19 protein-coding genes are annotated in these 18,513 nt (G+C 74.0%); 6 read left to right on the forward strand and 13 right to left on the reverse strand.

Annotated features, from left to right (window positions below; genetic code table 11):
- The first annotated feature begins 51 nt into the window (after positions 1–51).
- Both ACFUJY_RS07630 and ACFUJY_RS07635 read left to right on the forward strand, forming a co-directional pair.
- Positions 52–630: a sugar O-acetyltransferase gene (locus tag ACFUJY_RS07630; RefSeq protein WP_383295936.1), complete on the forward strand. Its 579-nt coding sequence runs from the start codon at positions 52–54 to the stop codon at positions 628–630.
- A gap of 19 nt (positions 631–649) precedes the next feature.
- On the forward strand, positions 650–1,192 hold the full coding sequence (locus ACFUJY_RS07635) for a TetR/AcrR family transcriptional regulator (RefSeq protein ID WP_383295939.1): 543 nt from the start codon (positions 650–652) through the stop codon (positions 1,190–1,192).
- 60 nt (positions 1,193–1,252) lie between these two features.
- On the opposite strand, the gene ACFUJY_RS07640 is transcribed toward ACFUJY_RS07635, so the two are convergent.
- A complete protein-coding gene (locus tag ACFUJY_RS07640) occupies positions 1,253–1,885 on the reverse strand; it encodes a class I SAM-dependent DNA methyltransferase (protein WP_383295941.1) in 633 nt (210 codons plus the stop codon).
- 72 nt (positions 1,886–1,957) lie between these two features.
- Positions 1,958–2,482, reverse strand: a complete 525-nt coding sequence (locus ACFUJY_RS07645) for a TetR/AcrR family transcriptional regulator (protein ID WP_383296478.1) — start codon at positions 2,480–2,482, stop codon at positions 1,958–1,960.
- Between the two features lie 173 nt (positions 2,483–2,655).
- On the opposite strand from ACFUJY_RS07645, the gene ACFUJY_RS07650 reads away from it, so the two are divergent.
- Complete coding sequence (locus ACFUJY_RS07650) at positions 2,656–3,585, forward strand: SDR family oxidoreductase (RefSeq protein WP_383295944.1); 930 nt, start codon at positions 2,656–2,658, stop codon at positions 3,583–3,585.
- 18 nt (positions 3,586–3,603) lie between these two features.
- On the opposite strand, the gene ACFUJY_RS07655 is transcribed toward ACFUJY_RS07650, so the two are convergent.
- On the reverse strand, positions 3,604–4,452 hold the full coding sequence (locus ACFUJY_RS07655) for an ABC transporter permease (RefSeq protein ID WP_383295947.1): 849 nt from the start codon (positions 4,450–4,452) through the stop codon (positions 3,604–3,606).
- A complete protein-coding gene (locus ACFUJY_RS07660; protein WP_383295950.1) occupies positions 4,449–5,357 on the reverse strand; it encodes an ABC transporter ATP-binding protein in 909 nt (302 codons plus the stop codon). The genes ACFUJY_RS07655 and ACFUJY_RS07660 overlap by 4 nt, the downstream gene beginning before the upstream one ends.
- Positions 5,358–5,489: 132 nt before the next feature.
- On the opposite strand from ACFUJY_RS07660, the gene ACFUJY_RS07665 reads away from it, so the two are divergent.
- Positions 5,490–6,785, forward strand: a complete 1,296-nt coding sequence (locus ACFUJY_RS07665; protein WP_383295952.1) for a sensor histidine kinase — start codon at positions 5,490–5,492, stop codon at positions 6,783–6,785.
- Positions 6,782–7,513, forward strand: coding sequence for a response regulator (locus tag ACFUJY_RS07670; RefSeq protein ID WP_383295954.1), 732 nt, complete (start codon positions 6,782–6,784; stop codon positions 7,511–7,513). The genes ACFUJY_RS07665 and ACFUJY_RS07670 overlap by 4 nt, the downstream gene beginning before the upstream one ends.
- A gap of 43 nt (positions 7,514–7,556) precedes the next feature.
- On the opposite strand, the gene ACFUJY_RS07675 is transcribed toward ACFUJY_RS07670, so the two are convergent.
- The 8 genes from ACFUJY_RS07675 to ACFUJY_RS07710 form a co-directional block, all read right to left on the reverse strand.
- Positions 7,557–8,168, reverse strand: a complete 612-nt coding sequence (locus tag ACFUJY_RS07675) for a response regulator transcription factor (RefSeq protein ID WP_383295957.1) — start codon at positions 8,166–8,168, stop codon at positions 7,557–7,559.
- The gene (locus ACFUJY_RS07680; RefSeq protein ID WP_383295959.1) at positions 8,165–9,343 is read right to left on the reverse strand and encodes a sensor histidine kinase; all 1,179 of its coding nucleotides are present in this window, start codon (positions 9,341–9,343) and stop codon (positions 8,165–8,167) included. The genes ACFUJY_RS07675 and ACFUJY_RS07680 overlap by 4 nt, the downstream gene beginning before the upstream one ends.
- A complete protein-coding gene (locus ACFUJY_RS07685; RefSeq protein WP_383295962.1) occupies positions 9,340–10,080 on the reverse strand; it encodes an ABC transporter permease in 741 nt (246 codons plus the stop codon). Before ACFUJY_RS07685 ends, ACFUJY_RS07680 begins: the two co-directional genes overlap by 4 nt.
- On the reverse strand, positions 10,077–11,012 hold the full coding sequence (locus ACFUJY_RS07690; RefSeq protein WP_383295965.1) for an ABC transporter ATP-binding protein: 936 nt from the start codon (positions 11,010–11,012) through the stop codon (positions 10,077–10,079). Before ACFUJY_RS07690 ends, ACFUJY_RS07685 begins: the two co-directional genes overlap by 4 nt.
- 234 nt (positions 11,013–11,246) lie before the next feature.
- Entirely contained in the window at positions 11,247–13,115 is a 1,869-nt protein-coding gene (locus ACFUJY_RS07695; protein ID WP_383295968.1) for a peptidoglycan binding domain-containing protein, read from the reverse strand.
- 407 nt (positions 13,116–13,522) lie between these two features.
- Positions 13,523–13,978: a DUF6113 family protein gene (locus tag ACFUJY_RS07700; protein WP_383295971.1), complete on the reverse strand. Its 456-nt coding sequence runs from the start codon at positions 13,976–13,978 to the stop codon at positions 13,523–13,525.
- Positions 13,975–14,874, reverse strand: coding sequence for an N-acetyl-1-D-myo-inositol-2-amino-2-deoxy-alpha-D-glucopyranoside deacetylase (gene mshB, locus ACFUJY_RS07705; RefSeq protein WP_383295974.1), 900 nt, complete (start codon positions 14,872–14,874; stop codon positions 13,975–13,977). The genes ACFUJY_RS07700 and mshB overlap by 4 nt, the downstream gene beginning before the upstream one ends.
- A 52-nt stretch (positions 14,875–14,926) precedes the next feature.
- Complete coding sequence (locus ACFUJY_RS07710) at positions 14,927–15,121, reverse strand: hypothetical protein (RefSeq protein ID WP_018100847.1); 195 nt, start codon at positions 15,119–15,121, stop codon at positions 14,927–14,929.
- A gap of 208 nt (positions 15,122–15,329) precedes the next feature.
- Between ACFUJY_RS07710 and ACFUJY_RS07715 the strand changes: the two genes are divergently transcribed.
- Positions 15,330–17,411: a prolyl oligopeptidase family serine peptidase gene (locus tag ACFUJY_RS07715; protein ID WP_383296481.1), complete on the forward strand. Its 2,082-nt coding sequence runs from the start codon at positions 15,330–15,332 to the stop codon at positions 17,409–17,411.
- Between the two features lies 1 nt (position 17,412).
- Here the strand turns inward: ACFUJY_RS07715 and ACFUJY_RS07720 are convergent, their stop codons facing one another.
- Positions 17,413–18,468, reverse strand: a complete 1,056-nt coding sequence (locus ACFUJY_RS07720) for a hypothetical protein (RefSeq protein WP_383295978.1) — start codon at positions 18,466–18,468, stop codon at positions 17,413–17,415.
- Positions 18,469–18,513 lie beyond the last annotated feature (45 nt).

Raw genomic sequence — 18,513 nt, forward strand, 5'->3', positions numbered from 1 at the left:
GGCGGGCGCAACGAGCGTACGTTCGTACGCCTGGAGTGTACGCTCGTACCCATGACGGACTACTTCGCGGGTGATCCGCGTACGAACCACGAGCGGATGCTCGCCGGAGACCTGTACATCGCGGACGACCCGCAGATCGTCGAGGCCCAGAAGCGGGCCGTGCGGCTGGCCGCCCGCTATCTCGCCGCCTACGCCGAGGACCCGGACGCGGCCCGGCCCGTCGTCGCCGAACTCCTCGGCGGCCTCGGCGCGGGGGCGCACATCCGGCCGCCGCTGTACGTCGACTACGGCTCGTACATCACGGTCGGCGAGGACACGTTCATCAACTACAACCTCACCGCGCTGGACGTCGCGCCGATCACCATCGGCCGCGACTGCCAGATCGGGCCGAACGTCCAGCTGCTGACGCCCACCCACCCGGTGGAGCCGGAGCCCCGCCGGGACAAGCTGGAGGCGGCGCGGCCCATCACCATCGGCGACAATGTCTGGCTCGGCGGCGGGGCGATCGTGCTGGCCGGGGTGACGATCGGGGACAACAGCGTCATCGGCGCGGGTGCCGTCGTCACCAAGGACATCCCCGCCAACGTGGTCGCCGTGGGCAATCCGGCCCGGGTGATCCGTTCGATCTAGGCGAGGGACAGGAACACAGGTGGCGACCGGACAGAACGACCCCGAGCGGCGGGAGCGCATCATCACCGCCGCGCTCGATCTGATCGCGGCCGAGGGGGTCGCCGGGACCTCGCACCGCAAGGTCGCCGCGCGCGCCGGGGTACCGCTCGGCTCGATGACGTACCACTTCGCCGGCATGGACGAGCTGCTGCGGGAGGCGTTCATCCGCTTCTCCAGCGGCATCGTCGCCGTCTTCGAGGAGCGCCTGGGCGCCGCCACGACGCAGGACGAGGCGCGCGAGGCGGTCGCCGATCTGGTCCACCACCTGTCCGGCGGCAACCAGCGCGAACTGGTCCTCACGCACGAGCTGTACACCCTCGCCGCCCGCAAGCCCGCCTACCGCGAGCTGACCCGCGCGTGGATGCGCCGCAGCCGGGTCGCCCTGGAGTGGCACTTCGACCCGGCGACGGCCCGTCAGCTCGACGCGCTGATCGAGGGCCTGTCCATCCATCGCGCACTGGAGACCGAACCGCACGACCGCGCCCTGACCGTCGAGGCCATCGCCCGCATCACGCGCGCCTGACGCGCGCCCACAGCCCCTGGCCGGCACCCCACCTGACCAAGGTGCCGGCCAGGTCACCCCCTACGCACCGGCCGCCCGGGCCAGCACGCACACCTGGGGCCACTTCGCGCCCGGGGTGGTCAGCCGGGCGGTGACGGTGAACCCGGCCTCCTCCAGTTGTCCGACAACCCGGTCGGGCGACAGCAGGTGGATGGCGTACGCGACACCGCCGGTGCGCTTCTCCGAGGTGTAGGGCTCCCCGTTCCCGGCGTGGAACCCCAGCAGCAGCCGGCCGCCGGAGGCCAGGACCCGGCGGAACTCCGCGAAGAGGACCGGGAGCCGGTCCGGCGGCGTGTGCAGGATGGACCACCAGGCGACGATCCCGCCGAGGCCGCCGTCCGGCAGCCCGAGCGCGTCCATCGCCCCGGTCTCGAAGCGCAGGTCCGGGTGGCGGCGCCGGGCGGCGTCCACCATCCGCGGCGACACGTCCACGCCGTGGACGTCCAGTCCGAGGCCCGCCAGATGGGCCGTCACATGGCCCGGCCCGCAGCCGAGATCGGCGACGGGGAGCCCGCCGTCCGCGCGGACCTCCTCCGCGAAGGCGCCGATCAGCGCGCGCCCCGGCACGTCCTCGGCGAAGAGGCCGGGAACGCGGGCGGCGTAGTCCTCGGCAACGGAGTCGTAATAGGCGCGGGTCGCGTCGAGTTCGGTCATCCGTACGAGCCTAGGGGGTGGCTACGGCGGCCGGGGCCGCGTACCCCGCACTGGCGGGCGGGCGTCGTCATGTCAGGGCCGGCCGCCCGCCATCAGGGATTCGAGTCCGGCGAGCCCTTCCAGGACGAACTCCCCCAGGCCGCGCACCCCGAGGGTGTCGATCCAGCGCTCGAAGGCGACCTTGAAGACGGCGATCCCCGCCTCGGCCGCCAGACTGGCCGCCGGTTCGCCGACTCCACGCGCGCGCAGGGCCTCCGCCATCGCCGCGGCGAGCGAGGCCAGCTTCACCAGCTCGCGTTCCTGGAGCTCCGGATTGGCCATGATGATCCGCTGCCGTCGCCGGGCCTGCTCGTGGCGCTCGTCGAACACGGCCGCCGCGGCCTGGAGCGCCTCCGCCACCGCGTCCATCGGGGGCGTGGCCGGGGGCGCTCCGGCGAGGCCGCCCACCAGGCGCTCCTGGAGCAGGGCGGAGCCCGCGAACAGCACCTCTCGCTTGTCCGCGTAGTGCCGGAAGAAGGTGCGTTCCGTGAGCCCGGCCCGCTTGGCGATCTCGGTCACCGTCGTCTGCTCGTAACCCCGCTCGCCGTACAGCTCCATGGCGGCCTGCTCCAGCCTGCCGCGCGCGTTCGGCTCCCATCGACCCATGCGCCGAGTCTATGGGATGACAGTGACTGACATCGGAGTTAGGCTGATGACAGTCGCTGACATCGAAGGTCGGGCCGAGTGCCCGGCTGCCCGGATCGTCGGCCTGTTCCAGGAGGTCTTCTCTCATGCGTGTATTCATCACCGGCGCGTCCGGCTGGATCGGTTCCGCGGTCGTCCCCGAGCTCATCGGGGCAGGCCACCAGGTCGTCGGGCTCGCCCGTTCGGACGCCTCGGCCGAGGCGCTGGCCGCCGCCGGGGCCGAGGTGCTGCGCGGCTCGCTGGACGACCTGGACGTGCTGCGCGGGGCCGCCGCGGAGGCGGACGGGGTCGTCCACCTCGCGTTCAAGCACGACATCGCGTTCTCCGGGGACTTCCAGGGCGCCACGGACGCGGACCGGAAGGCCATCGACGCCTTCGGGAACGCGCTCGCCGGCTCCGGCAAGCCCTTCGTCATCGCGTCCGGGCTCCTCGGGCTGGCCCCGGGCCGGGTCGCGACCGAGGAGGACGGGCAGAGCGCCGCCCCGGACGCGCCCGCCGGGGGCCCGGGCGACCGCCAGGACAACGCGCGGGCGACGGTCGCCCTCGCCTCCCGAGGCGTCCGCTCGTCCGTCGTCCGGCTGCCCCCGACGGTCCACGGCGACGGAGACCGGGGCTTCGTCGCCGCGCTCGTCGCCACCGCCCGCGCCAAGGGCGTCTCCGGCTACGTCGGTGACGGCTCCCAGCGCTGGCCGGCCGTCCACCGCGCGGACGCCGCCCACCTGTTCCGGCTGGCCCTGGAACAGGCCCCCGCCGGCTCCGTGCTGCACGCGGCGGGCGAGGAGGGCGTCGCGCTGCGGTCCGTCGCCGGAACCGTCGCCCGCCACCTCGGCGTCCCCACGGCCTCCGTCGCACCCGAGGACGCGGCCGGCCACTTCGGCTGGCTGGCCGGCATGGTGGCCCTCGACTCGCCCGCGTCCAGCACGTCGACCCGGGACCGCTTCGGCTGGAAGCCGGCCGGGCCCGGGCTCATCGCGGACCTGGACCAGGGGCACTACTTCGGCGCGCCGGGCGCGTAACGCGCGGCCCCGCCGCCCTCACTGGTCGCGGCCGTGCACCGCGACCACCGCCACGGCCCCCGCGACCAGCGCCCACAGCGCGTAGACGGACCAGGCGCCCGCCTCCGACCACGGGTAGAGCTCGGCCGGGGGCTGCGGGAGGGCCCCGCCCGTCAGGCGGTCCCAGGCGCTGAACGGCAGGGTGTGCCGGAACACCGCCGTCAGGTGCCGGCGGTCGCTGAGGACCATCGGGAGCAGGAGCAGCACCACCACGCACGCCACGATCGACGTCCCCGTGTGCCGGATCACCGTGCCGAGCGCGAGGCCCGTGAGCGCGGCGACCGGGGCGAGCAGCGCGGATGCGGCGAGGACCTGGAGCGTTCCGGGGTCGCCGAGGGAGACCGCCGCGCCGCGTCCGGACAGGATCGCCCGGGTCGAGGCGAAGGAGGCGGCGGCGACGAGCACGCCGAAGGCCGTGCTGACGGCGGCGAGTACGAGGACCTTGGCGGCCATTACCGAGCGCCGGGCGGGCACGGCGGTGAACGTCGTGCGGACGAGCCCGGTCCCGTACTCGCCGGTGACCGACACGGCGCCGATCGCGGCCAGGGCCAGGACGAGCACCAGGGCGGAGTTGTCGGTGAAGGCGTCGACGAGTGCCAGGCGGTGGCCGACGAAGAACTCCTGGCTGCCCTTGTCGTACTGGTACCAGTACTTGTAGTGGTCGTAGGCCGTACCGGCGTTGAACGCGACGACCGCCAGCGCGCTCAGCGCGTACAGCCAGGGTGTGGAGCGCAGCGACCACGTCTTCAGCCACTCGGCGGCGATCAGGTCGGTGAAGCGCGCGCGGGCCTCGACGCGCGTGACGGGGGCGGCGGTGGCCGTGGTCATCGGGGGTCTCCTGCCGGGTACTGGACACTGTCCGAGGTGAGTTCCATGAACGCCTCCTCCAGCGAGGCGCCGAGAGTGGTCAGTCCGTGGAGCAGGACCCGGTGGCGCAGGGCGAGTTCGCCGATGCGCTCGGCGGGGAGCCCGGTCACGGTGAGCCGGTCGCCGTCCCCGGTCACCGAGGCTCCCTCGGCGGTCAGCAGCGGCGTCAGGTCCGCCGCGTCCGGGGTGCGTACGGTGACGCTGCGGCGGGCGGAGCGGGCGGCGAACGCGCTCAGGCTCTCGGCCGCGATCAGCGCGCCGCGCCCGATGACGACGAGCCGGTCGGCGGTGTGCTCCATCTCGGTCATCAGGTGGCTGGAGACGAAGACGGTGCGGCCTTCGGCGGCGAGCCGGCGGAAGAGCCCGCGCACCCACAGCACGCCTTCCGGGTCGAGGCCGTTGAGCGGTTCGTCGAAGAGCAGGACGGGCGGGTCGCCGAGCAGGGCCGTGGCGATGCCGAGGCGCTGGCGCATCCCGAGCGAGAAGCCGCCGACGCGACGGCGGGCCGCTGCCGCGAGGCCCACCTCTCCGAGGACCTCGTCGACGCGGGCGCGCGGGATGCCGTTGCTCCGGGCCAGCACGGCCAGGTGGGCGCGGGCGGTGCGACCGCCGTGGACGTCGCCCGCGTCGAGCAGGGCGCCGACGTGGCGCAGGCCGCGCGGGTGGTCGCGGAAGGGCCGGCCCTCGACGGTGGCCGTTCCGGCGGTCGGCTCGACCAGGCCGAGGAGCATGCGCAGGGTGGTGGTCTTCCCCGCCCCGTTGGGCCCGAGGAAGCCGGTCACCTCGCCCGGGCGGACGGTGAAGGTCAGGTCGTCCACGGCGGTGGCGCCGCCGTATCGCTTGGTCAGTCCGTTGACTTCGATCACGGACCCACCCTGCGGGCCGCGACCGGGTGGTGTCGTCGGGCCGTCGCTGACAACCAGGCCGGCCCGTCTGCACCCGTGGGTGTACAACCGTGGGCCGATGCGCGGGCGTTCGGGGCTGGCTACGCTCGGCACATGTCCAGCTCACCGGTCCTGCCCCTGCTCAAGCGCGTCCCACCGGGCGCGTGGGTGGCGGCTGCCTGGTACGCGGGCATGGTGCTCACGCTGCTCATGCGGGTCCGGCTGCCCGGCGAGCAGCAGGCGTCGGTCCTGCCCGGGGTCCTGTTCTACCGCTGGGACGGCCTGCTGACCCATCTGCTGTCCACGGCCCTGCTCATGGCCGGCTGCCGGTGGCTCACCCGGCGCCCGCTGGGCGCCATGGCGGTGCTCCTCGCCGCCTCCGCGCTCGCCACCATGCCGCTCGGGGTGGCGGAGATACCCCTGGCGCAGTTCCTGGCCGTCGATGTCGCCCTGTACTTCACGGCCGCCGCCCGCCCGCTGCGCACGGGCATCCTCGCCCTCGTCATGTCGGTCGCCGTCCTGGTCGCCTTCGTGAGCAGCCGGGCGCTCGCCGGATGGCCCGCCGGTACGTCGGCGGAGCTGGCCGTCGCCCTGACGGCGGTCGTCGCCTGGCTGGTGGGCCGCTCGGTGTACGAGAGCCGCAGGCACGACGCGGACCTGACCGCCCGGGCCACCGACCGCGCGCTCGTCGCCGAACGACTGCGCATCGCCCGCGAGATGCACGACGTGGTGGCCCACAGCGTCGGCATCATCGCCCTCCAGGCGGGCGCCGCGGCCAGGGTCGTGCACACCCAGCCGGAGGCCGCCCGCGAGGCGATGAGCGCGGTGGAGGCGGCCGGCCGGGAGACGCTGTCGGGGCTGCGCAGGATGCTGGGCGCGCTCCGGGAGACCGGGCCCGGCCAGGACGAGGCGGGGCGCGAGGAGGCGCCGCTGCGCCCGGCCGAGGGCCTCGCCGACATCGACCGGCTCGCCCGGGCCACGACCGCCGCCGGGGTCCGGGTCGAGGTGGACTGGCGGGGGGAACGGCGCGCGCTGCCGCCGGAGTTGGAGCTGTCGGCGTTCCGGATCGTCCAGGAGTCGGTGACCAACGTGGTGCGCCACGCGGAGACCGACGCCTGCCGGGTCCGCGTCGAGTACGGCGAGGAGGAGCTGGCCGTCGAGATCACGGACCGGGGCCGGGGCGGGGACCGGAGCGCGGGCCGCGACCCGGGGCGGGGCGCGGCGCCCGGGTTCGGCCTGGCCGGGATGCGGGAGCGGGTGGCGCTGCTGCACGGCGAGTTCGCCGCCGCACCGGCCCCCGGCGGGGGCTTCCGGGTCACGGCCCGTCTGCCGGTGCCCGCGCCGGAGCGTGCGCGGGAGGCGATATCCGCGCCGCCGGAGCCGGAGCCGGTGCGGGGAGCGGCGACATGAGCGGCGGCGGGCGCCCCGGCGCGCCGGGGGACGCCGCCCAGGACGCGGGCGGGGCGGCGGCCGCCCCTTCCCCGGTCCGCGTCGTGCTCGCGGACGACCAGCCGCTGGTACGGGCCGCGTTGCGCATGGTCATGGCGGACACCCCGGACATCGAGGTGGTCGGCGAGGCGGGGACGGGCGGGGAGGCGGTCCGGCTGGCCGCCCAGCTGGCGCCGGACGTCGTCGTGATGGACATCCGGATGCCCGGTATGGACGGCATCGAGGCCACCGAACGGATCGCCGCGCAGGGCGGCGCGGCCCATGTGGTGGTCCTGACGACGTTCGACGACGACGACTACGTGTACGGGGCGCTGCGCGCCGGCGCGGCCGGGTTCCTGGTCAAGGACATGGCCCTGGACGACATCCTGGCGGCGGTCCGGGTGGTGGCGTCCGGCGACGGGCTCATCGCGCCGAGCGTCACCCGGCGGCTGATCAAGGAGTTCGCGGCCCGGCCCTCGCCCGCCGCGCCGGTCCCGGCGCCGCTGACCGCGATCACCGACCGGGAGCGGGAGGTGCTGGCGCTGGTCGGCGGCGGCCTCTCCAACGCGGAGATCGCCGAGCGCCTGGTCATCAGCGTCGCCACGGCGAAGACGTATCTCACCCGCCTGCTCGCCAAGCTGGGCGCACGGGACCGGGTGCAGCTGGTCATCATCGCGTACGAGGCGGGGCTGGTGTCCCCGGGCCGGTGACGGAGGCGACGGCCGGACGGCGACGGCCCGCCCGGGACGCCCCCTACAGCCAGCCCTTCTCGCGCGCCATGCGGACCGCCTCGGCGCGGTTGCGGGCGGCCAGCTTCTGGATGGCCATGGAGAGGTAGTTGCGGACGGTGCCCTGGGAGAGGTGGAGGGCGGCGGCGATCTCCGCGTTGGTCGAGCCGTCGGCGGCGGTGCGCAGGACCTCGCTCTCGCGGTCGGTCAGCGGGTTCGCACCGTCGGCGAGGGCGGCGGCGGCCAGGCCGGGGTCGATGACGCGTTCGCCGGCGAGCACCTTGCGGACCGCCTCGGCGAGCTGGGACGCGGGGGCGTCCTTGACCAGGAATGCGTCGGCGCCCGACTCCATGGCGCGGCGCAGATAGCCGGGCCGGCCGAACGTCGTAACGACCACGACCTTCACGTCCGGCAGGGCCTCGCGGAGCCGGGCCGTCGCCTCTATGCCGGTCATGCCGGGCATCTCGATGTCCAGCAGGGCCACGTCTACGGCGTGTTCGCGGGCCGCCGCCAGGACCTCGTCGCCCCGGGCGACCTGGGCGACCACCTCGATGTCCGGTTCCAGGCCGAGGAGCGCCGCCAGGGCCTCGCGCACCATGGACTGGTCCTCCGCGAGGAGAAGTCTGATCATGCTCATTCCGCGGATCCCAGGCCGGATTCGAACGGAACGCTGAGGACCATGGTGAAGCCTTTGCCCGAACGGGGCTGGGTGGCCCGGGTGGTGAGGGTGCCGTCCACCGAGGCGAGGCGTTCGGTGAGCCCGGTGAGGCCGTTGCCGGGCGTGGTCCCGGCGCCGCCCCGGCCGTCGTCGGCGACGGTCAGTTCGAGCACCCGCCCGTCCAGCGTCTGGCGGGGAGCCAGGGTCACCGTGCAGCGGTGCGCGCCGCTGTGGCGTACGACGTTGGTGACCGCCTCCCGCAGACCCCACGCGAGCACCTCCTCCGCCTTCTCGGGCAGCCCGTCGGGGATGTCGGCGGGGACGTCGGCGTCGACCCCGGCGGCGGCCAGCGCGGTGCGCGCCCCGGCCAGTTCGCCGGGGAGGGTCGGCCGACGGTATCCGGTGACGGCACTGCGGACGTCCACCAGGGCCTGGCGGCTGACCTGTTCGATGTCCGCGACCTGGGCCGCCGCCAGCTCGGGCCGGTCGGGGAGCATCCGGCCGGCCAGCTCGCTCTTGAGGGTGATCAGCGAGAGGGAGTGGCCCAGCAGGTCGTGCAGGTCGCGGGCGAGGCGCAGGCGCTCCTCGTTGGCGGCGAGCTGCGCGACGGTGGCGCGGGCCTGGCGCAGCTCGATCGTCGTGCGGACCAGCTGCCGTACGCCCGTCATCGCGAAGCCGCCCAGCAGGGCGGGGAAGACCAGGGCGGTGACCGTCGCGCGCGGGTCCTCCAGGGTCGCGCCGACGCCCACCATGACGACGGTGACGACGGGGATCAGCCACCGCGCGGTCCGCAGCGGCATCGTGGCACCGGCCGACACCGCCACGTACACGAAGAGGACCAGCCAGGGCGTGCCGAACGTCAGCGCCAGCACGAGCGCGAGGCTCCCGAGGAAGGCCAGCGACGCCCGGACCCGGAAGGGATCGCGCGCCTTCGACGTGTGCCGGAAGACCAGGACCAGATAGGCGCCGACGAAGACCGCCAGCCCGAGGACGCCGAGTGCGGTCGCCCACCGGGTGTGGTTGCCGTCGGCGAGGTCCTTGACCGGCGCGCTCATGAAAGCGAGCCAGATACCGATCCACAGCAGCTTGATCCCGGCCTGACGGGCGGTCGCGGGCGGCCGCCCGAGCCCCACCGACGTCTCGTCGTCGTTCACGCTTTCAAGGTGTCCTTCCGGTAGAGCCAGGCCGCGCCGCCCGCGAAGACCAGGAAGTAGGCGCACAGGACGGCGACGTCCTTGGCGTGCGGCGCGCCGCCCATCTCGACGGCCTGGCCGAGTGCAGCGTACGCGTGTGTGGGAAGCCACTCGGAAACGTGTCGAAGCCACTGCGGGAAGGTCGCGCTGGGCATCCAGAGGCCGCCGAGGATGGACAGCCCGAAGTAGATGATCATCGTGACCGGGCGGACCGCGTCCCCGCTGGTGAGGTATCCGATGGCGACGCCGAGCGCGGCGAAGACCAGGGAGCCGGCCCAGATGACTCCGGTCAGCGCGAACCACTGCCAGAGGTCGAAGCGGACGTGTTTGACCGAGGCGGCGACGAGGAAGACCACGACGATGCACGGCAGGGTGACCATGGCGGCGCTGGCGATCTTCGCCAGGACGTATCCGCGGCCGGGCAGCGCGGTCAGCCGCAGCTGGCGCACCCAGCCCTTCTCGCGCTCCTTGGCGATGCGCTCGCTGTTGCCCATGAGGACGGCGGTCAGCGCGCCGAACGAGGCCATGGAGACCATGAAGAAGGACTGGAGGGTCAGATCGGTGTGCGGGATCGTGGCGGTGTCGTTCTGGGTGCCGGAGATCAGCAGGTAGATCACCGACGGGTAGACGACCGAGAAGAACATGAACTTCTTGTTCCGCAGGGTGCGAGTCACTTCGAGCCTGATCAACGTGTTCATGCGGTCCTGGCCTCCTCGGCCTCGGTGATGGCGACGAATGCCTGCTCCAGGCCGAGTCCGGCGACTTCCAGCTCGCGCGGGTACAGACCGAGGGCGTAGAGGGCGTGCACGGTCGCGTCGGCGTTGTGCGACTGGATGCGCACCCGCCGGCCGTTGACGTCGAGCGAGGCGAGGAACGGCAGGGCGCCGAGGGCGGCCCGGTCGATCGTTCCCTCCAGCTCGAAGGCGATCCGGCGGGCCCCGGCCTTCGCCTTGATCTCGGCGGCGGTCCCGTCGGCGAGGAGGCGGCCCTTGTGCAGGACGAGGACGCGGTCGGCGATCGCGTCGGCCTCTTCGAGGTAGTGGGTGGCGAAGAGGACGGTGCGGCCCTGCTCGGCCTGCTCGCGCATGGTGGCCCAGAACGCCTGACGGGCGGTGACGTCCATGCCGGTCGTCGGCTCGTCGAGGACGATGAGGTCGTTGGCACCGGCGGTGGCCAGCGCGAACCGCACGCGCTGCTCCTGGCCGCCGGAGAGCTTGTTGACCATCCGGCCGGCGATCGACGCGATGCCCGCCCGGGCCAGCACCTCGCCGACCGGGTGGGGGCGCGGGTGCAGGTCGCAGGCCAGCCGGACCAGTTCCTCGACGGTGACGTCCTCCATCAGGCCGCCGCTCTGCAGCATGGCACCGACCCGGCCGGCCTTGATGGCCCCCTGCGGAGTGGTGCCGAAGAGGCTGACCGTGCCGGAGTCGGCGGTGCGCAGGCCGAGGAGCAGGTCGAGGGTGGAGGACTTGCCGGCGCCGTTGGGGCCGAGGAGCGCCACGGTCTCGCCGGGATGCAGGTCCAGGGTGAGCCCGTCGACGGCACGTACGTCTCCGTAGACCTTGCTGACCTGGTCGAAGCTGACCACCGCGGTCCTCGTCGCGGTCGCTCCGATGGCTGTCGTCGTCATGCGTCCAGCCTGGCCGACCGGGGGGTGCGCGCGGCAGGGCCGGCGGTCGTGTATCCGGGATGACAGATGTCATGCGGCCGGGGTGACGGGTGTACGGGACCGGGATTACGGAGCCGGGTGTACAGGGGGCCGGACGGGGAAGGCGGCACCCCGGCCGGTGCCCGTTCCGCCCGTTCACGCCGCCGCCCCCGGCCGGTGTCCGGTCGGGGGCGGGTGGCACGGGACGCGGGTGGGTCAGCCGTTGCCGTCGAGGTCGATCGTGACCGTGCGCTCGGCGGGGGTCTTCCCCAGCAGGGCGCCCTTCATGGCGTAGGCCACGTCGTCCGCGCTGAGCTGGTGCTTCTTGCCGTCGCCCTTGGTGATCATGATGCCGTCGAAGACACCGGCGCAGAGCCGGTCGATGGCCTCCTTGTCGTAGACGTCGACCAGCTTCCCGTCGACCGCCTTCATCGACAGGATCTGCGGCAGCGACTTCGCCGGGCCGAACGGGATCTGCTTGCCGCCCGCCTTGATGGTGACCAGCCCGGACATCGCCGGCTCCGCGAACTCCTTCATCGCCCGGTCCAGTTCGGCCTGGGTGATGGAGGGTTCCTGGGTGACGACGGGCAGTTCGACGGTCTTGGCGCTGCCGGTCTCGACCTGGGCGCGGTAGGCGTCCCGGACGGAGCCCATCGCCTTGTTCACGTCGATCGCCTTGCCGGCCTTGCCCGGTACGGCGACGGCCTTGCCCGGCTCGAACCTGATGGTGCCGTCCTTCACGGTGCCCGAGGCTCCGGCCAGGTCCTGGAGTGCGACGCCCAGCTTCTCCTCGTCCACCGGGAAGACCGGCTCGACGGTTCGCGCGCCGCCGAAGAGCGAGCCGATCACGGAGACCGGGTTGTAGTCGCTGCCGGCCGCGGCGCGCACGGTGGCCTGGCTGTCCAGGGAGAGCCCGGCCTTGTCCGGGGCGAGTTCCGTCTCCTTGCCGTCCACGGTGAGCTTGAGCGGGGTCGCGGCGCGCTTGGCGAGCGCCGCGTCCAGCTTCTCGACGCCGTCGTCCTTCGTGCCGCCGCCGATGTCGACGCCGAGGACCGTGGTGCCCTTGGGGACGTCGGAGTGGTTCATCAGGAGTCCGGCGCCGTACGCGACACCGAGCAGGCAGACGGCCGCCGCGCCGAGCAGGACCAGCTTCGAGCGGCCCTTCTTGGCGGGCGCGGGCTTCGGCGTCGGGCGGGGCGCCGGGGCCGGCTTCGGCGCCGAGGCACCGGGTCCGCCCGGGCCGCCGGGCCCGGTGCCCATCGGGTCGCCCGGCACGTTCCGGTCACCGGGCACGACGGGGATGCCGCTGTTCAGCGTGTCACCCGAGACGTTGCCGCCGGGGCCGCCCGGGGGCGGGGCGAACTGCGGGGTGAGGACGGCGGTGTCGTCGGACATGCGCGGCGGCACACCGCCCTGCCCGGGGCCGCCCGTGTTCAGCGGACCGGGGCCCGGCGGGAAGGGGCCGGGGCCGTCGAGGTTCGGGGTGAGCGACGAGGTGCCGGCGGCCGGGCCCGTGGTGGGGCCGGCCGGTCCGGGGGTGCGGACGCCCAGGTCGGGGGTGGAACGCGGGCCGCCCGGGCCCTCGCCGGGGCCCTGCGGGAAGTCGCGCTGCGGGCCGTCCGAGAAGTACGGCAGGTCGGTCCGGGGACCGGAGGGCGGGGAGACCCGGCCGGGGCCGGGAGCGCCCGGACCGCCGGGAGCACCCGGAGCGCCCGCGCCGCCGGGACCGGCCGGAGCGCCGGGACCGCCCGGGGCACCGGCACCACCGAAGGCACCGGAGCCGGCCGGAGCACCCGGACCGCCGGCCGCACCCGGCACCGGGAAGCCCGCGCCGTCGGTGTCGCCGCCGGGCCGTCCGTCCGTGGAGGGCTTCGTGGCCGCCGGGGACTTGCGGGGCGCGAACCAGTCGCTGCCGCTCTTGTCCTTGGCCGGCTTCTCGGCGGACTCCGCCGGGTCCGCGTCCTCGCCGCTCTCCGCGCTCGGCGCCGGCGTCCGCGGTGCACCGCCCGGCGCGGAGGCGCCCGGACGCGGGGTCGAGCCGGTGCGCTCGCCCTCGCCGTCGGCGTCGCTCACGGGCGTACGCATGACAACAGGCGGGATGGGGCGCGACCCCGGGATGTTGATCCGGATGCGCGTCGTCAGCGTCGTCTCGGTCTTCGGCTCGTCCGGCCGGTCGGCACCGCCGGGTTCCCGGGACCCTTCCGGGGCGTCCTGCGACGGGTGCGTCGACGGATACTGGCGGGATCCGTACGGCGGCGTACCCGAGGGGTACGCGGCTCCTCCGCGACCCTGGGGCCCGGAGGACGAACTGTCAGTTTCACGACTCAAAGCAGGTTCTCCCGATTGGCTCCGCCGCCCGTACTTCCCCCGTGCCGCAGCCCGGGCGCGCGAACCACCATACTGGCCGCCGCCGGCACACACCCCGCGACCGGGGGAAACGACTGCGCACCCCCTGGGCGGGCAGGGGGCATTACGGGATCGGACGGAGCACATTACTTGGCAGGTCGGCCGCTTTCGGCCCGCTGCCCGGACGATCGCGGCATGGTGGCACAGATCACAGCGATGGCCATTCCACCCAGCATGAAGAGCCCGAGGCCGAGCGCGTCACCGAAGACATAGTCCCCTTCGGGCCGCCCACTGAGCAGAAAGACGACCGAAATCAGCCACCCCGCCGCCGGCGCCACCGCCCCCGGCTGGGTGCCCGTCAGCGTGCGCCCGCCGTGGAAGAGGCCCGCCGCGGCGGCCAGGGCGAGCAGCAGCCCGCCGGGGAACCAGGCGGGCTGGACGAGCGCCCCGGCGATGCCCACGACGGCACCGAGGACCGCGAGCCCGAACAGGGCGGCGATCCGGGCGGGGTTGAGGGGCGCGGCCATGCCGCCGGCCGGAATGTCCTTCTTCTGCGCTTCGGTCCGGCTGCCGCCGGCCCGCGCCCTGCTGCTGCCGCTCATCGGTCCGCCCCCGGCACACCGGCGAAGAGGTCCCGTTCGCGTTCGCCCGCCGGGGCGCCCGGGGCGCCGGTGACCAGCTCGTAGTACTCCGTGGTGAACACGGGCTGCCCGAGGTCGTTGGAGAGCGCGAAGTACGGTCCCCGGACGGCGATCTGGGTGGCGTGCGCCCGCATCGCGGCGGCCTTCGCGTCCTCGTGGCCGGTGCCGTCGATCACGGTGGTGATGCGGTCGTCGTCCACCACGCCGGGTACGTCGCCGAGCGCGGCGATCCCCGGGAACGCGTCCGGGGCCTCGGCGCGCAGCGCGGCGAACCCCTCCTCGGCGACCGAGCGCGGCACCCGGTTCCAGTAGACCTTCGCGATGGCGTGCGGGGCGCCGGAGCCGGGGCGGTACGCGGGGTCGGCGGCCAGCTCCGCGGCGCGGGTGGCGACCCGGTGGGCCTGGATGTGGTCCGGGTGCCCGTAGCCCCCGTCGGGGTCGTAGGTCACCAGGACCTGGGGGCGCACCTCGCGGATCACGGCCGCGAGGTGGCCGGCGGCCTCGTCGAGGTCGGCCGACCAGAAGGCGCCGGGGCGGCGGTTCTGCTCGGTGCCCATCATCCCGGAGTCCCGGTAGCGGCCGGGGCCGCCGAGGAAGCGGTGGTCGGTGACGCCCAGCTCCTTCATGGCCGCAGCGAGTTCGCCGATGCGGTACGGGCCCAGTGCGTCGTCGCGGTCGGCGGCGAGGTGGGCGAGGGCGGGCGGGATGATCTCGCCCTCCTCGCCGAGCGTGCAGGTCACCAGCGTGACCAGGGCGCCCTCCGCCGCGTACCTGGCCATGGTGGCGCCGTTGTTGATCGACTCGTCGTCCGGGTGCGCGTGCACCAGGAGCAGCCGCCGGGCGGGAAGGTCCGTCATGGGCACCAGCCTACGAGCCCATGAGGCGACCGCCCGCCGACGGGTGACCGGGTCAGAACTTGATGCCGCCGATCATGCCCGCCACGTTCGTGGTCAGCTCGGAGATGGTGGGTGCGATGGACGAACTGGCGAGATAGAAACCGAGCAGCGCGCAGACGACCGCATGTCCTCCCTTCAGTCCGGACTTCCGGATCAGCAGGAAGACGATGATCGCCAGCAGCACCACCGCCGAAATCGAGAGCGCCACGGCGGTTCACCTCCATCTGTACGGTCGGGACGGGCAGCACGCATGGAGCCAGCAGGTTCATACCCACCGAGCGCTACGGATCATAACTATCCGTGGCAACGCATTGTTCGGGGCACAGCAGCACGAGGGGCGCACGGACGGGCGTGGCCGATAGGTTCGGCGCATGACTTCGTCAGAGATCACGTTTCCGCTCCAGCTGGCCCGGACCATGAGATTCACCCTTGGGGCACCGCGCGCGTTCACGGTGTCACCCGACGGTGGACGCGTGGTCTACCTGCGCTCGGGTTCGGGTACGGACCGCTCGGGGCAGCTCTGGGTGCTGGACCTCGACGAGGGCAGCGGGCCGCGAGAACGCCTGGTGGCCGATCCGGCGGCGCTGCTGGGCGGTTCGGAGGAGCGTCTGTCGGCGCAGGAGCGCGCCCGGCGGGAGCGCAGCCGCGAGGGCTCGTCGGGGATCGTGGGCTACGCGCTGGACGGCTCCGCCGAACTGGCCGCGTTCGCGCTCTCCGGGAAGGTGTACGTCGCCGGTCTGGGCGCGGGCGGGGCGCGCGCGCTGCCCGTTCCCGGCCCGGTGATCGACCCCCGCCCCTCCCCGGACGGGCGACACGTCGCCTATGTGTCCAAGGGTGCCCTGCGGGTCGTCGGTGTGGACGGCGAGGCGGACCGGGCCCTCGCGGAGCCGGAGGACGGCCATGTCACGTACGGGCTCGCGGAGTTCATCGCGGCCGAGGAGATGAGCCGCAACCGGGGCTTCTGGTGGTCGCCGGAGTCCGACCGGCTGCTGGTGGCCCGGGTCGACGACAGCCCCGTGCGGCGGTGGTGGATCGCCGACCCGGCGCACCCCGAGCGCAAGCCGGCCGAGGTCGCGTACCCCGCGGCGGGCACGCCCAACGCCGTGGTGGGGCTCAACGTCGTGGACCTGGACGGCAAGCGCACCGAAGTGGTGTGGGACCGGGCCCGGTTCCCGTATCTGGCGCGGGTGCACTGGTCCTCGTACGGGGCTCCGCTGCTGCTCGTCCAGGCGCGGGACCAGCAGAGCCAGCTGTACCTTGCGGTGGACCCGGAGACCGGGGCGACCCGGACCGTGCACGCGGACGAGGACGAGGTGTGGCTGGAGCTGTTCCCGGGGGTGCCCGCGTGGGCGCCGGACGGGCGGCTCGTGCGGATCACGGACGAGGGCGGGGCACGGCGGCTCGCGGTCGGCGACCGGACGCTGACCGGGGGCCAGTTGCACATCCAGTCGGTGCTGGACATCGGGGAGTCCGACGTCCTGGTGTCGGCGTCGGCGGGCGAGGAGGCGGCGCAGCCGGAGACCGGCGAGAGCCATGTGTACCGGGTCAACGAGCTGGGCGTCGAGCGGGTCTCCGAGGGCGTCGGCGTGCACACGGCGGTCCGGTCGGGCCGGGTGACGGTGCTGGTCTCGGCGACGCCGGAGCGGCCCGGGTCGACGGCCCGGGTGCTCCGGGACGGCAAGGAGATCGCCGTCGTGGAGAACCGCGCGGAGCGCCCGGTGCTGACCGCGCGGCCGGTGTTCACCGAAGGGGGCGCACGGCGGATTCCGTGCGCCGTGTTGCTCCCCACCGGGTACTCGGAGTCGGACGGTCCGCTTCCGGTCCTCATGGACCCGTACGGCGGACCGCACGGCCGGCGGGTCGTGGCCGCCCACAACCCGCATCTCACCTCGCAGTGGTTCGCGGACCAGGGCTTCGCGGTCGTCGTCGCCGACGGACGCGGCACGCCCGGCCGGTCACCGGCCTGGGAGAAGTCGATCAAGCACCGGGTGGCGGTCAGCTTGGAGGACCAGGTGGACGCGCTGCACGCGCTCGCGGAGGAGTTCCCGCTGGATCTCGGCCGGGTGGGCATCCGGGGCTGGTCGTACGGCGGTTATCTGGCGGCCCTCGCGGCGCTGCGGCGGCCCGACGTCTTCCACGCGGCGGTCGTCGGCGCCCCGGTGACCGACCAGCGGCTCTACGACACCCACTACACCGAGCGCTACCTGGGCGACCCGGCGGAGAACCCGGAGGTGTACGCGGAGAACTCGGTGGTCACCGACGCGGGCCTGTCGAACGCGGCCGAGCAGGTGCGGCCCATGATGATCATCCACGGCCTGGCCGACGACAACGTGGTCGTCGCGCACAGCCTGCGGCTGTCCTCGGCGCTGCTCGCGGCGGGCCGGCCGCACGAGGTGCTGCCGCTGAGCGGGGTGACCCACATGACCCCGCAGGAGAAGGTGGCCGAGAACCTGCTGCTGCTCCAGGTGGACTTCCTGAAGCGGTCGCTGGGGCTCTGAGTCACCAGCCGGGCGGCGGCTGCGAGGGCGGCGGGGGCGGGCCGAATCCGCCGCTGCCGCCCTGCGGGTAGCCGTAGCCGGGGCGCGGTCCGGGGTACGGGGGCGCGGCCGGCGCGGGGCCCCATCCCGGGCCGCCGGCCCACGGGTCCTGGCCCGGGGTGCGGACCGGGCCCGGTACGGCGAGGGCGAGGAGCGCGGCCAGGGCGGCGAGCAGCTGGAAGAACGAGCTGAGCAGGCTGAGCTGGAGCTCGACCGACAGGTCGCCGAAGTGCTCCAGCATGTCGTAGTGCACGATGCGGACCACCCCGAACACCCCGCCGGGCAGCAGCACGGCCGCGGCCACCAGGCCGAACGGGCGGGCGTGCCGGGCGCGGGCCACGGCGCTGATCCCGGCGACCACGCAGAGCAGGGCGAGCATCACGGTCGCCCAGCCCGGCGGCGGACCGGTCAGGTACTGCGCGACCCGGTCGCCGCCGACGTACCAGTCGGGGAAGAATCCCGGGTCCCGGACGACCTGGCGGATCTCCCACGCGATCAGCACCACCCCGGCGGCGCACAGCGCCAGGAACGCCAGTACGCCCGCGCCGGGGCCCGGCCCGGCCGGTGTCCGCTCGTAGGAGTCGACGGGCGGCCGACGGCCCGCCCCGGCAGTGATGATCATCGCGGCGGCGGCGGCCACGGCGACGAAGGCGCAGATCAGGGCCCGCGAGCGCAGGTCGTCGGAGTACGCCGCCTCCATCCGGCGGCTGCCGATGGTCCAGAGGCCGGGCAGTCGCACGGCGAGGGTGACCACCCCGGCGACGACGAGCGCGGACGCGGCGGACGCGGCGCGCAGCGCGGCCACGGCTACGGCGACGTACACCACGAACAGGACGAGGTCCGTGCCCGAGGTGGTGGGAGCGACCCGCAGGCCGGCGTCGTACAACCCGGACCAGGACCGCCATAGTTGACCGAAACCCGTCGCGTCGACGTCCCGTATCAGCCAGCTCGCGACGATCACCGCGAGCACGGCGGACAGCACGGCTCCGGTGGCTCTTGCTCCGCGGGTGAGTATCACACCGGCGATACTTCCGTGCGTCCGGCCTCCGGACAAGAGGGCCTG

The organism is Streptomyces sp. NPDC057249 (assembly GCF_042669245.1).
In the GTDB taxonomy this organism is placed as follows: Bacteria; Actinomycetota; Actinomycetes; order Streptomycetales; family Streptomycetaceae; genus Streptomyces.

What these genes read in the sequence shown, in the direction of transcription:
- ACFUJY_RS07630 (WP_383295936.1), top strand. Translation starts at nt 52, where the DNA reads ATGACGGACTACTTCGCGGGTGATCCGCGTACGAACCACGAGCGGATG.
- ACFUJY_RS07640 (WP_383295941.1), bottom strand. Translation starts at nt 1,885, where the DNA reads ATGACCGAACTCGACGCGACCCGCGCCTATTACGACTCCGTTGCCGAG.
- ACFUJY_RS07645 (WP_383296478.1), bottom strand. Translation starts at nt 2,482, where the DNA reads ATGGAGCTGTACGGCGAGCGGGGTTACGAGCAGACGACGGTGACCGAG.
- ACFUJY_RS07650 (WP_383295944.1), top strand. Translation starts at nt 2,656, where the DNA reads ATGCGTGTATTCATCACCGGCGCGTCCGGCTGGATCGGTTCCGCGGTC.
- ACFUJY_RS07655 (WP_383295947.1), bottom strand. Translation starts at nt 4,452, where the DNA reads ATGACCACGGCCACCGCCGCCCCCGTCACGCGCGTCGAGGCCCGCGCG.
- ACFUJY_RS07665 (WP_383295952.1), top strand. Translation starts at nt 5,490, where the DNA reads ATGTCCAGCTCACCGGTCCTGCCCCTGCTCAAGCGCGTCCCACCGGGC.
- ACFUJY_RS07670 (WP_383295954.1), top strand. Translation starts at nt 6,782, where the DNA reads ATGAGCGGCGGCGGGCGCCCCGGCGCGCCGGGGGACGCCGCCCAGGAC.
- ACFUJY_RS07675 (WP_383295957.1), bottom strand. Translation starts at nt 8,168, where the DNA reads ATGAGCATGATCAGACTTCTCCTCGCGGAGGACCAGTCCATGGTGCGC.
- ACFUJY_RS07685 (WP_383295962.1), bottom strand. Translation starts at nt 10,080, where the DNA reads ATGAACACGTTGATCAGGCTCGAAGTGACTCGCACCCTGCGGAACAAG.
- ACFUJY_RS07690 (WP_383295965.1), bottom strand. Translation starts at nt 11,012, where the DNA reads ATGACGACGACAGCCATCGGAGCGACCGCGACGAGGACCGCGGTGGTC.
- ACFUJY_RS07695 (WP_383295968.1), bottom strand. Translation starts at nt 13,115, where the DNA reads ATGCGTACGCCCGTGAGCGACGCCGACGGCGAGGGCGAGCGCACCGGC.
- ACFUJY_RS07700 (WP_383295971.1), bottom strand. Translation starts at nt 13,978, where the DNA reads ATGAGCGGCAGCAGCAGGGCGCGGGCCGGCGGCAGCCGGACCGAAGCG.
- mshB (WP_383295974.1), bottom strand. Translation starts at nt 14,874, where the DNA reads ATGACGGACCTTCCCGCCCGGCGGCTGCTCCTGGTGCACGCGCACCCG.
- ACFUJY_RS07715 (WP_383296481.1), top strand. Translation starts at nt 15,330, where the DNA reads ATGAGATTCACCCTTGGGGCACCGCGCGCGTTCACGGTGTCACCCGAC.